Annotated in this window: 16 protein-coding genes; 7 read left to right on the top strand and 9 right to left on the bottom strand. The window is 65.6% G+C overall.

Annotated elements, in window-relative coordinates; translation table 11 throughout:
- Nucleotides 1–47 precede the first annotated feature (47 nt).
- The 3 genes from QOL57_RS14090 to QOL57_RS14080 all read right to left on the bottom strand — a co-directional run bounded on the left by QOL57_RS14090 (nt 48) and on the right by QOL57_RS14080 (nt 2,361).
- Nucleotides 48–707 (bottom strand): glutathione S-transferase family protein, encoded by a 660-nt coding sequence (locus QOL57_RS14090; RefSeq protein WP_089236151.1) that lies wholly within the window; start codon nt 705–707, stop codon nt 48–50.
- A 163-nt stretch (nt 708–870) separates the two neighbouring features.
- Nucleotides 871–1,419 carry a GNAT family N-acetyltransferase gene (locus tag QOL57_RS14085; RefSeq protein ID WP_089236152.1) on the bottom strand — a complete coding sequence of 183 codons (549 nt, stop codon included), beginning with the start codon at nt 1,417–1,419 and terminating at the stop codon, nt 871–873.
- 102 nt (nt 1,420–1,521) lie between these two features.
- Complete coding sequence (locus QOL57_RS14080; protein ID WP_283401535.1) at nt 1,522–2,361, bottom strand: glycine zipper 2TM domain-containing protein; 840 nt, start codon at nt 2,359–2,361, stop codon at nt 1,522–1,524.
- Nucleotides 2,362–2,525: 164 nt separating this feature from the next.
- On the opposite strand from QOL57_RS14080, the gene QOL57_RS14075 reads away from it, so the two are divergent.
- Nucleotides 2,526–2,741: a DUF6116 family protein gene (locus QOL57_RS14075; protein WP_089236154.1), complete on the top strand. Its 216-nt coding sequence runs from the start codon at nt 2,526–2,528 to the stop codon at nt 2,739–2,741.
- Nucleotides 2,738–3,511 carry a TatD family hydrolase gene (locus QOL57_RS14070; protein WP_089236155.1) on the top strand — a complete coding sequence of 258 codons (774 nt, stop codon included), beginning with the start codon at nt 2,738–2,740 and terminating at the stop codon, nt 3,509–3,511. Before QOL57_RS14075 ends, QOL57_RS14070 begins: the two co-directional genes overlap by 4 nt.
- A 79-nt stretch (nt 3,512–3,590) precedes the next feature.
- Here the strand turns inward: QOL57_RS14070 and QOL57_RS14065 are convergent, their stop codons facing one another.
- Nucleotides 3,591–4,418, bottom strand: coding sequence for a tRNA threonylcarbamoyladenosine dehydratase (locus tag QOL57_RS14065; RefSeq protein ID WP_089236156.1), 828 nt, complete (start codon nt 4,416–4,418; stop codon nt 3,591–3,593).
- A 79-nt stretch (nt 4,419–4,497) separates the two neighbouring features.
- On the opposite strand from QOL57_RS14065, the gene QOL57_RS14060 reads away from it, so the two are divergent.
- Together QOL57_RS14060 and QOL57_RS14055 are read left to right on the top strand one after the other, a co-directional pair.
- A complete protein-coding gene (locus tag QOL57_RS14060) occupies nt 4,498–4,932 on the top strand; it encodes a cytochrome c (protein WP_089236157.1) in 435 nt (144 codons plus the stop codon).
- Between the two features lie 130 nt (nt 4,933–5,062).
- The gene (locus QOL57_RS14055) at nt 5,063–5,560 is read left to right on the top strand and encodes a glycine zipper 2TM domain-containing protein (RefSeq protein ID WP_025876767.1); all 498 of its coding nucleotides are present in this window, start codon (nt 5,063–5,065) and stop codon (nt 5,558–5,560) included.
- Nucleotides 5,561–5,647: 87 nt separating this feature from the next.
- Here QOL57_RS14055 and QOL57_RS14050 read toward each other — a convergent pair whose 3' ends face one another.
- Nucleotides 5,648–5,857 carry a cold-shock protein gene (locus tag QOL57_RS14050; RefSeq protein ID WP_025876765.1) on the bottom strand — a complete coding sequence of 70 codons (210 nt, stop codon included), beginning with the start codon at nt 5,855–5,857 and terminating at the stop codon, nt 5,648–5,650.
- A gap of 237 nt (nt 5,858–6,094) precedes the next feature.
- Between QOL57_RS14050 and QOL57_RS14045 the strand changes: the two genes are divergently transcribed.
- The 3 genes from QOL57_RS14045 to arsC all read left to right on the top strand — a co-directional run bounded on the left by QOL57_RS14045 (nt 6,095) and on the right by arsC (nt 8,198).
- Nucleotides 6,095–6,580: a DUF456 domain-containing protein gene (locus QOL57_RS14045; RefSeq protein ID WP_089236158.1), complete on the top strand. Its 486-nt coding sequence runs from the start codon at nt 6,095–6,097 to the stop codon at nt 6,578–6,580.
- A gap of 122 nt (nt 6,581–6,702) precedes the next feature.
- Nucleotides 6,703–7,857, top strand: a complete 1,155-nt coding sequence (locus QOL57_RS14040) for a phospholipase A (protein WP_089236159.1) — start codon at nt 6,703–6,705, stop codon at nt 7,855–7,857.
- Nucleotides 7,857–8,198: an arsenate reductase (glutaredoxin) gene (gene arsC / locus QOL57_RS14035; protein WP_089236160.1), complete on the top strand. Its 342-nt coding sequence runs from the start codon at nt 7,857–7,859 to the stop codon at nt 8,196–8,198. The genes QOL57_RS14040 and arsC overlap by 1 nt, the downstream gene beginning before the upstream one ends.
- 94 nt (nt 8,199–8,292) lie before the next feature.
- On the opposite strand, the gene QOL57_RS14030 is transcribed toward arsC, so the two are convergent.
- From QOL57_RS14030 to QOL57_RS14015, 4 genes are all read right to left on the bottom strand, one after another.
- Nucleotides 8,293–8,928 carry a glutathione S-transferase family protein gene (locus tag QOL57_RS14030; RefSeq protein WP_089236161.1) on the bottom strand — a complete coding sequence of 212 codons (636 nt, stop codon included), beginning with the start codon at nt 8,926–8,928 and terminating at the stop codon, nt 8,293–8,295.
- 53 nt (nt 8,929–8,981) lie between these two features.
- On the bottom strand, nt 8,982–9,326 hold the full coding sequence (locus QOL57_RS14025; RefSeq protein WP_089236162.1) for a hypothetical protein: 345 nt from the start codon (nt 9,324–9,326) through the stop codon (nt 8,982–8,984).
- 14 nt (nt 9,327–9,340) lie between these two features.
- Nucleotides 9,341–9,757, bottom strand: a complete 417-nt coding sequence (locus tag QOL57_RS14020) for a hypothetical protein (protein WP_141134211.1) — start codon at nt 9,755–9,757, stop codon at nt 9,341–9,343.
- Nucleotides 9,758–9,866: 109 nt separating this feature from the next.
- Nucleotides 9,867–11,384, bottom strand: a complete 1,518-nt coding sequence (locus tag QOL57_RS14015; RefSeq protein ID WP_089236163.1) for a fumarate hydratase — start codon at nt 11,382–11,384, stop codon at nt 9,867–9,869.
- Nucleotides 11,385–11,494 lie beyond the last annotated feature (110 nt).

Below are 11,494 nucleotides of genomic sequence, written 5' to 3'. Positions count from 1 at the left end.
CTGCGCGACCCTTCCGCCGGTCGCGCACGCCCGGCGCTACAAGGGAATCAATCCGGTGCGTTGAAACGCGCGCGCACCTCGGCGGTCACTGAGGGCATGGGCACGAAGCGAGGCTGCGCGCGCACCCGCTGCAACCAGGCCCGCACCTGCGGGAATGCATCCAGCGCGATGCCACCGTCGGCGGCGACATCGGAATAGGCAAACAGGGCGATATCGGCGATACCGTAGTCGGCGCCGGTGAACCACTGCGCCTGTTGCAGATGCTGTTCCATCACCGCCAACGCGCTGGCAGCGCGCTCCTGCAGGCGCGGCAGTTCAGCACGGCGTGGTGAGTCGGAAGGTGTCCAACCGCGGATGAAACGTGCCACCGCCACGCAGGGCTCGTGCGTGTACTGCTCGAAGAACATCCAGCTCAATGCCTGCGCACGCTGCCAACCGTCGGCTGGAAGGTATGGCGTACCCTCGGCCAGCCAGAACAGGATCGCATTGGATTCGGTCAGCACGCGGCCGTCGTCGCGCACGATCAACGGCACCTTGGCATTGGGGTTGAGAGCTAGGAATTCCGCGCTATGGGTCTGGCCGTGGGCACTGTCCACTTCCACCCAGCGGTAGCGGCTGCCCAGCTGTTCCAGCAGCAGGCGCACCTTGTGGCAGTTGCCCGAGACCGACATGCCATGCACCGTCAACGGAATGCGTTCTTCCACCATTGCCTGCTCCAGTGAGGTTCCGGCCTGCAGCCGGCTGCCCGCAGTCTGGCAAGCAGCCTGGCGATTGCCAAGCGCGGGTGCAGCATGGCGGGCGATGCATCCTGTAGAGCCGAGCCCATGCTCGGCTGCGGCTCGCCAAATGCAGCCGAGCCTGGGCTCGGCTCTACAACGGCGAACGGCGCTGTTGCCACTGCTCGCGCGATTGCCCCCATATTTCCAATGGTTTTCCTTCATACGGCGGTGGCAACTGCCCCATGCGCAACAGCGTGCTGCCCAGCTTGCGCGCAACCACTTTCGAGTTCTCGTTGTCTTCGGCGATGGTGTGGATCACCTCGTCCCAGCCCAACGTATCGAACGCCCAATCGATGGCTGCGATCGCCGCCTCCGGTGCGTAGCCCTTGCCCCAGCTGGCACGGCGGATGCTCCAGCCGACCTCGGTACCGGGCCAGTCCTGCGGCTGCCACGGTCCCATGCGACCGATCCATTCACCGCTGGATTTCTCGATCACGCTGAACATCGAGAAGCCGAACAGCTGCCATGCGCCGGCCAGGCTGCAGAAGCCGCGCCATGCCACCGAGGGTGCCTGCACGCCACCCAGCGTGCGCATCACCTCTTCATCGGCACAGAACGCCAGATAGGGCGCGTAGTCCTGCCGCTGCGGCGGACGCAGGATCAGGCGTTCGGTTTCGATGCGCAGGTCGAAGATGCTCATGGGGTCATGGTAGATCCACGTCGCGCGTGGATGAACCCCATCCCTGCAAAAAAAACAGGCCGGCAAAAGCCGGCCCGTTCGATGCTGCGTCGTAGCCTGGGATTACTGGCGGTTGGCCGTCGAATCCGCGGCGGCGGCGGTCTGGGTGACCAGCTGCCCATCCACCACCGGCAGGCGATCGCTCGCCGGCTTGTTGTCCAGACGCACGGTCTTCTCTGCACCGTCGTAGCGGTAGGTCACGTTGTAGCCCTTGACCACATCGCTGGTGCCCATGGCAATGCGGTTGCCCGGCTTGCTGCCCATGCGCATGGTGCCGGTGGTGCCGTCTTCATTGCGGTAGGTCACGTTGTAGCCGGTGACACGGCTGGACTCGGACGTCGCCGTTTCGGTGTGGCACTGGCGCTCGGTGCGGTTGACCACGCGGCCACCCACGTGGCGCTTGTCGACCTGGTTGCCGATGAAGCCACCGGCCACGGCACCGGCGGCAGTTGCAGCCTTCTTGCCATTGCCGCCGCCCACCTGGTTGCCCAGCAGGCCACCGACCACGGCACCGACCACGGTGCCACCGACGTTGCCATCACGCTCGGGCAGGCGCTCCTGCACCACCACGTCCTGACAGACCTCATGCGGGGTCTGGGTGGTGGACGTCTCGCGTACCGGATCGGTGCCGATCACGGTGGCATAGGCCTTCTGCTTCTCGGTGATCGGCTCGACCTTCAGCACATCGGCGTATTCCAGACCACGCGGCGCAGTGGCGTCCACTGCGTCGCCACGCGCGCCATCGTCGGTGGCATTGCCATCGACCAGACGCGATTCACTCGGGTTTCCGGCACTCAGCTGCTCAGGCGACTTGTCGCCACTCTTCATGAAGGCGGCGGTTGCGATACCACCGACCAGCAGCGCGCCCGCTGCGACCAGGACAGTTGTAGTTGTGCTTTTCATGACCTGCTCCTTGCGGACCGTCCGCAACGTTCTCAGGCCAGATTGCAGCATGCGGTGCCTGAACGGAATCTCCACATTTCCTGCTCACCGCCGTAACCCATTCAGCATCGGGAAATGCTGGGCCCGTGGTAGCGTTTGCACATTCCCCCCAGGAGGACCCCGTAATGGCCAACCCGATGCTGCTGCCGGTCCTGCAATGGGCGCGCCGGCTGCGCTACCCCACCCTGTTCAAGCTGACCGCCGGCCTGTTCGCGCTGACCCTGCTCATCCCCGACCCGATTCCGTTCATCGACGAACTGATGCTGGGCCTGGGCACGCTGCTGCTGGCCAACTGGAAGAGCCGCAGCGCAACCACGCCACCACCGCTGGAGCAGCGTTGAACCTGCTGGTCGACAGCCACTGCCATCTGGATGCCAGCGAATTCGACGTTGACCGCGAGGCGGTCATCGACCGCGCACGCGCTGCCGGCGTGCAGTGGCAGGTGGTTCCGGCCGTTACTGCGGCCAGCTGGCCCAAGCTGCGCGAGGTCTGCCAGCAGGCGACGGGGCTCTACCCCGCCTATGGCCTGCACCCGATGTTCCTTGACCAGCACCAGCCCGGACACCTGCCGCAACTGCGTGCGTGGATCGAGCAGGAGCGACCCTGCGCGATCGGCGAATGCGGGCTGGATTTCTTCGTCGAGGGCCTGGATGCCGAGTCCCAGCAGGCGTATTTCCTCGGCCAGCTGACGCTGGCGCGCGAGTTCGATCTGCCGGTGATCGTGCATGCCCGCCGTGCAGTGGATGCGGTGATCGCGGCGATCCGCCGCATCGGTGGCCTTCGCGGAGTGGTGCACAGCTTTTCCGGCAGCCCGGAACAGGCCGCGCAGCTGCACAGGCTGGGATTCCTGCTTGGCCTGGGCGGACCACTGACCTACGAGCGCGCGCAGCGCCTGCACCGGCTTGTCCGCGAGATGCCACTGCAGCAGTTGTTGCTGGAGACCGATGCGCCGGACCAGCCCGACGCGGGGATCCGTGGCCAGCGCAACGAGCCGGCGCGGCTGGCGGTCATCGCCGGCCACGTCGCCGCGCTGCGCGGAATGGACATTGAAGACCTGGCGCGGGCCACCACGGACAACGCGCGGCGGCTGTTCAACCTGCCCGCCCCGTAACGGTAGTGCCAGCCGCTGGCCGGCAACCCCAGAACGCTTGAATCAGCGCAGATGCCGGCCAGCAGCCGGCACTACCCGATCACACCCCGGCCTCTGCCTCGACGGCTTCGGCCTTCACCTTCTTCGGCTCCAGCAGCATTTCCAGCGCCTTGCCCACCGCCGCGAACGCGAACGCGCCGGTGATGTGGGTGGCCGCACCCAGACCAGCGCCACAATCCAGCTTCAGGGCCGCATCCGCGCCCAGGTTCGGCCGCAGGCCACAGACGCTGCCATCGGCCTGCGGATACTTCACGTTCTCCAGCGAATACACCGCCGGCACGCCGAAATAGCGCTTGGCATTCTTCGGGAAGTTGAATTCGCTGCGCAGCTTCTTGCGGATCAGCGCCAGCATCGCGTCATGCTCGGTGCGCGAGACATCGCGGATGCGCACCAGAGTGGGATCGGTGCGGCCGCCGGCCGCGCCGACGGTCAGCAACGGCAGCTTGCGGCGGCGGCACCAGGCGATGGTTTCCACCTTCACCCGGAAGCTGTCGCAGGCATCGATCACCAGGTCGAAACCACGGTCCAGCAGTTCGGCCATATTGGCCGGGGTCAGGAACGCCTGCACGGCGTCGACCTCGATCTGCGGATTGATCGCCCGGCAGCGCTCGGCCATGGCCTCGGCCTTGTTGCGCCCGTAGTTGCCCTCCAGCGCCGGCAGTTGGCGGTTGGTATTGGATACGCAGATGTCATCGGCATCGATCAGGGCCAGATGGCCGACCGCCGAGCGCGCCAGCGCCTCCACCACCCACGAGCCGACGCCGCCCATGCCGACCACGGCGACACGGCTGCCCTGCAGGCGCTCGAGCGCGCCGACGCCATACAGCCGTTCAATGCCGGCGAAGCGTTGTTTGACCTGTTCGTTCATCGGGCTATTTTAGCGTGCAGATCCCCTCACTACTGCACGCCGACACCGAACCCACCGTTGCACGCTCGGAGCGCCCGCCATGAGTGCCAGCCCACCCCGCCGCCCGTCCACTGCCTACCGCTATCTGTTCGTACTCGGGCTGGGCCTGCTGATCGGCCTGATCGCCACGGTGATGGTCGGCCGTGCCCTGCAGGCGCGCCGCGATCCATTTCCGGACAGCCTGATGCAGGTGATGCAGCGACAGGCGGACCTGCTGCTGCAGGCGCAGCAGCAGAACCGCTGCAGCCTGGCCGACAGCGTCCCGCGCCTGCAGGTGCTGCGACTGCTGTCCAACGACCTGGACGTGGCCTTCCCCGGGTTGAAGGACAGCCGGCAGTTCCAGCAGCACGCCAGCAAGTACCGCGCCGACCTCAATACGGCCTTGGCCAGACCTCCCAGCGACTGCACCGCGTTGGCGCAGCAGGTGCAGGCACTGCAGGACGATTGCCGGGCCTGTCACCAGGATTTCCGCTGATTCATCTTCGAGTGGGCGAAGGCCGAGGTGGTTGGCGCCTTGTTCACGTTGAAAAGAGGAGGATTCGCTCACCCTGCTGCATGACGCAGTACCACCCAACGCACCCGCCTTCACGGCCAGGAGACGCCCCATGAAGATCCAGCTCATCGCCGCCAGTGTCATCGCAACCGTCGGCCTTGCCGGCTGTGCCACCTCGCCGGGCTATGGCGGTGGTGGTTACAACAACAGCGGCTACAACAACGGCGGCTACGGCAACAACTCCGGTTACAACCAGGGCCGTTGCGCCGACTGCGGCATCGTCACCCGCATCAATGCCGTGCAGTCTGGCCGTACCGCGCCTTCCGCCACCGGCGCGATCCTCGGCGGCATCGTCGGCGCGGTTGCCGGCCATGAGATCTCCGACCACACCGGCGGCAGCCGCGGCAACAAGAACATCGCCGCCGCCGCCGGCGCCGTGGGTGGTGCACTGGCGGGCAACCAGATCCAGAAGAACGTCACCAGCGATACGTATGACATCAGCGTGCGCATGGATGACGGCCGCACCATCGTGGTCAACCAGCGCGACCTCGGCGGCATCCGCGAAAACACCTATGTCCGCGTGGTCAACGGCAAGGTCATCCTGCGCTGAACCGAAGCGGCCCCGGCCGAACAGAACCGGAGCAACAAAAAAAGGCCCGCTTGCGCGGGCCTTTTTCATGCCGGCGAGCGGCAGGTATTACGCCGGCTGGACCTTGTCGGCCTGCAGACCCTTCTGGCCCTGCACGACTTCAAAGCTCACAGCCTGGCCTTCCTTCAGGCTCTTGAAGCCCTGGGTCTCGATGGCACGGAAGTGCACGAACACGTCCTCGCCATTCTGCCGGCTGATGAAGCCGAAGCCCTTGGCATCATTGAACCACTTCACGGTACCGTTCTCGCGATCAGCCATCTCACTAACTCCCTTTGACTCTCTACTTGTTGTTGGATACGCCTGTTGGGCGGCTGACAAGCAAGGGGGAAGCGAGGTGCATCGATGCAGCGGATCGGAACGATCTTGCTTCATCAGGCCACGATCCACGGTGACCTTGCCAAGCTCAGCGACTGCAACTTAACCCGACCAAAACGAAAAAGCAACTGGCAAAAACCTTTCACTGTCAACCCCAAAAACACAACCATACTGGACAGCATGGACCTCTCATTCATCTTGTATCTGCTAGCGGTCATTTTTGTCCTGATCGGCATCGCAGGCATCGTCCTGCCGGCCCTGCCGGGCATCCCGCTGGTCTTCGTCGGATTGGTACTTGCTGCGTGGGCAGACGGCTTCGTCCATGTCGGCTGGCCGACCCTGCTGATCCTCGGCGCACTGACCGCGCTGTCGCTGATGGTCGACGTGCTGGCAACCGTGGTTGGCGCCAAGCGCGTGGGTGCCAGCCGCAAGGCGCTCTGGGGCACCTTCATCGGCAGCATCGTCGGCCTGTTCTTCATGCCGATCGGCTTGTTCGCCGGGCCCTTGCTCGGCGCCCTGCTGGGCGAGTACTGGCATACCCGCGAGCTCGGCCGCTCGACCAAGGTCGGGCTGGCCACGTGGCTTGGCATCCTGCTGGGTCTGGCACTGAAGCTGGCGCTGGTGATCGCGATGCTGGGCCTGTTCGCCTTCGCCTGGTTCCTGTGAGGCATGCGGCCTTCACGCAGCGCGCACGTACACGCCGGGCATAAACCCGTGGGGCTGGCCGTTACCGGATGCAGCCGCCACACTGTCCCTCTTTCCGCATTCATTCCGAAGGGCCTGCTGCAATGACCCTCTCTCCGTTGTTCCCCCGCCTTGCACCGCTGGCGTTGGCCCTGGCCAGCGCGCCACTGGCAGCGCAGGAATTCGCGCCCAGCGCCGAGGCCTCGCCGGCCGCCTGCGCAGCCATCACTACCGATGCGGCACGTCTGGCCTGCTACGACCGCCAGTTCGGGCGCACGCCGCAGGCCACCGCCGAAGCTGATGCCGCCGCCGAAGCCGCAGCACAGGCACGCCGCGAGCAGCGCGACACCACGCGGGTAAGCCAAGGTGAAGAAAAACTGCGCGAACGTGTCAGCGATCTGTTCCGTTCCGAAGCGCCGGACAGCGCACTTGCCAATGCCGGCCGTGGTTCGCTGCTGGACAGCCGCTGGGAACTGGCCGAGGACTCCAAGCTGGGCCCGTTCCAGCTGCGTGCGTACAAGCCCGTGTACCTGCTGCCGGCCTTCTGGACCAGCGATCGCAACACCATGCCGCACTCGCCGAACCCGGCCAACAGCGTGACCACCCCGCAGGTGCTGGACAGTGCCGAGCTGAAATTCCAGATCAGCTTCAAGACCAAGATCGCCGAGAACCTGTTCGGCGACAACGGCGACATCTGGGCCGGCTACACCCAGAGTTCGCGCTGGCAGGCCTACAACGGCGAGGACTCGCGCCCGTTCCGCGAGACCAACTACGAGCCGGAAGTGATGATGGTGTTCCGCAACGGCTACTCGATCGGTGGCTGGCGTGGGCGGATGACCGGCATCAGCCTCAACCACCAGTCCAACGGCCGTGCCGATCCGCTGTCGCGCAGCTGGAACCGGGTCATCCTCAACGTCGGCCTGGACCGCGAGAACTGGGCACTGGTGCTGCGTCCCTGGTACCGCATTCCCGAGACCCGCAGCGACGACAACAACCCGGACATCGAGGACTACATGGGCCGCGGCGACGCGACCCTGACCTGGAACCGCAAGGGTCACGAGGTCTCGTTGATGGCGCGCCACTCGTTGCGCACCGGTGACCGCTCGCACGGCGCCCTGCAGCTGGACTACGGCTTCCCGATCAGCAACCTGCTGCGCGGCCATGTGCAGATCTTCGACGGCTACGGCGAAAGCCTGATCGACTACAACCACAAGGCAACCTATGTCGGCGTGGGCGTGTCCCTGCTGGAATGGTTCTGATGGATGTGACCATCTGGCACAACCCCGCGTGCAGCAACTCTCGCGGGGCGCTCAAGCTGATCCGCGACGCCGGTTTCGAACCGGTGGTGATCGAGTATCTGGGCAGCCCGCCCGACGTGGCCACGCTGCGCCAGGTGCTGGCGGAATCCGGCCTGGCAGCGACCGGACTGGTGCGCAGCAAGGAGCCCGAGTTCGCCGCACTGGGCCTGCAGGGAAGCGACGACGACGCCCTGCTGGCTGCCATGGCCACCCACCCACGGCTGATCAACCGCCCGGTGGTACGCACCGCCAAGGGCACCCGCCTGTGCCGCCCCCCGGAAACGGTGCTGGAGATCCTGTAACCCGCACCGCGTTGGTAGAGCCGAGCCATGCTCGGCTGCGGTTCGCGTGCTACCCGTGAATGCAGCCGAGCATGGCTCGGCTCTACAGAACGATTTACCGCCAGTCGGTGATGCCTTCGCGGCGATAGACCTCGGCGAACGCCGGGCGCACCTTCAGGCGGTCCGCATACGCCTTCAACACCGGCCAGTGGTCGCTGGGCGTGGGCATGTTGCGTGACCAGCGCATCAACATCACCAGCATGAAATCGACCACGCTCGGCGCATCGCCGAGCAGGTAGGGGCCGCCGTCCTGCAGGTGCGTGGCAACGTGCTGCCACGCCGCTTCCAGCTGCTGCCGCGCCATCGCACGCACGGCCTCCATGCACTCGCCACCCGCCGCTTCGTGCGCGTAGAACCAGGCGCGGTACGCCGGCTGCACGGTGTTGGCGCACCAGAACATCCAGCGATAGGCATCTCCGCGTGCCGGCGTGCCGACGGCAGGCAACAACCCCGCCTGCGGATGACGGTCTGCCAGATACAGCGCGATCGCGGCCGCCTCGGTCAGCACCTGGCCGTCGATCAGCAGGGTCGGCACCTTGCCGGCCGGATTCAGGGCCAGGTAGTCGGCCGACTTGTGCTCGCGCGTGTCGAAATCGAGCAGCACCAGTTCGTGCTCGATGCCCAGCTCGATCAGCAGCCAGTGCACCACCAGTGAGGCGGTGCTGGTGGAGCCATACAAGGTGGTGCGCATATGACCGGTCCTGTGCGGGGAACGGCTGATTATGCGCGCTGTCGCCGGCGTGGTCAGCCGCAGCTGCTCATGCAGGTATCACGACGCTCGCCGCAGCCCATCATCGGCGCCCGCAGCGTGCAGTCGTGCGCTTTCAATTCGCAGGAGCGGCGCAGTTCCGGATGCTCGATGTCCTTGCAGCGTTTGTCCGGTGTCGGTGCCACCTGCTGCTCGCAGCTGGACTGGCGGCTGCCGATGCCCTGGTCTTCGGCCATGCAGCTGCGATAGCTGGCCTGGCACTGCATCTGGCACTGCGCACCGGCGCTGAAGCCGCCCCCACCGTCATACGACGAAGACGAAGTACTGCATCCGGCAAGCACCAGCAGAGTGACCAAGGGAAGGCTGCGTAACAGGTTCACGGGACACTCCTTGTTCAATAGACCGGAAGACTGCCGGAAGAACGGGTTTCGCTCACTGAGCCGCCGCAATCGAGCACACACTGGGCCCGGGTCGCATCACAGGCGCGCGTATCGGCTGCAACGGCGCAGTATGTGCCGGCGCCACGTGCACCCTCGCAACGATGCCGCATCTTCTCGTCAGCGATATCGCTGCACTTGTCGATCACGCGCGCTTTGCCCGCCTGACAGCTCTGCTGCGCCGTTTCGGCCGTCGAACGCGCCTGACCCGCACATTGCAGATGCCGCTGTGCACACCCCGCCGCACACACGCGGCCGGCCTCACTGGTGGGTTGCTCCACGTAGTACTGCGGCGCGCAGCCCGCCAGCAACAGGATGGCAACTACAACAAAAACTGTACTTGTTCCTTGACGCACAAGCAGCTTCCCTTCCATGGCAACGCGCACACCCTAGCAAAGCAGCGCGTGCGCATGCGTTAAACGAAGAACGGCGCCACCAGGGCGCCGTTCTGCAATCGGACAGGCATGGACGACGCCGCGCCGATCACTCCACCACGACAGGAATCTTGCCGATGCGGGCCTGCCATTCGCGCGGGCCGGTCTTGTGCACCGACTCGCCGGTGGAATCGACGGCCACGGTCACCGGCATGTCTTCCACGGTGAACTCGTAGATCGCTTCCATGCCCAGGTCGGCGAAGCCGACGACCTTGGCCGCCTTGATCGCCTTGGACACCAGGTAGGCAGAACCACCGACGGCCATCAGGTAGGCCGACTTGTGCTTCTTGATCGCTTCGATCGCGGCCGGGCCGCGCTCGGCCTTGCCGACCATGCCCAGCAGGCCGGTTTCGCTCAGCACCTGTTCGGTGAACTTGTCCATGCGGGTGGCGGTGGTCGGACCGGCCGGGCCCACCACTTCGTCGCGCACCGGATCGACCGGACCGACGTAATAGATGAAGCGACCCTTGAGATCGACCGGCAGCTGCTCGCCCTTGTTGAGCATGTCGACCATGCGCTTGTGCGCGGCGTCGCGACCGGTCAGCAGCTTGCCGTTGAGCAGCAGGGTCTGGCCCGGCTTCCAGTTGGCCACGTCTTCCGGCGTGATTGTGTCCAGGTCCACGCGGGTGCCCTTGGAGGCGTCATAGGTCAGCTTCGGCCAGTCCTCCAGCGACGGCGGGTCCAGCATCACCGGGCCGCTGCCGTCCAGGGTGAAGTGCGCGTGGCGGGTGGCAGCGCAGTTCGGAATCATCGCCACCGGCAGGTTGGCCGCGTGGGTCGGGTAGTCGTTGATCTTGATGTCGAGCACCGTGGTCAGGCCACCGAGGCCCTGTGCGCCGATGCCCAGCGCGTTGACCTTCTCGTACAGCTCCAGGCGCAGCTCTTCAATGCGGTTGGACGCACCGCGGGCCTGCAGCTCGGTGATGTCGATCGGCTCCATCAGCGCTTCCTTGGCCAGCAGCATCGCCTTCTCGGCGGTGCCACCGATGCCGATGCCGAGCATGCCCGGCGGGCACCAGCCTGCGCCCATGGTCGGCACGGTCTTCAGCACCCAGTCGACGATCGAGTCGGACGGGTTGAGCATGGCGAACTTGGTCTTGGCTTCCGAACCACCGCCCTTGGCAGCGACGATCACTTCCACGGTGTTGCCCGGCACCACCTTGACGTTGACCACGCCCGGGGTGTTGTCCTTGGTGTTGATGCGCTTGCCGGCTGGATCGGCCAGCACCGAGGCGCGCAGCTTGTTATCCGGGTACAGGTAGGCGCGACGGATGCCCTCGTTGGCCATGTCCTCCACACCCATGGTGGCGTCATCCCAGCGCACGTCCATGCCGATTTCCAGGAACACGGTGACGATGCCGGTATCCTGGCAGATCGGCCGGTGGCCTTCGGCGCACATCCGCGAGTTGATCAGGATCTGCGCGATCGCCTCCTTCGCTGCCGGCGACTCCTCGCGCTCGTAGGCGGCGGCGAGGTTCTTGATGTAGTCGACCGGGTGGTAGTACGAGATGTACTGCAGCGCGTCGGCGACGGACTGGATGAGGTCTTCCTGCTTGATCGATGTCACGGATTGCTCGCTTGCTGAAGGCTGGCGGGGGTAATCCGCCCATTTTACCCCCTCCCTCGGCTGCGGGGTGGCAGTGCTGGCCGCAGGCCGGCAAGATCTGAGCCCTGCCC

The sequence above is a fragment of the Stenotrophomonas sp. yr243 genome, from assembly GCF_900184195.1.
GTDB classification, from domain to species: domain Bacteria; phylum Pseudomonadota; class Gammaproteobacteria; order Xanthomonadales; family Xanthomonadaceae; genus Stenotrophomonas; species Stenotrophomonas lactitubi.
Note: the sequence above shows the minus strand (reverse complement) of the source record. Positions and strands in the feature narration are given on the sequence as shown.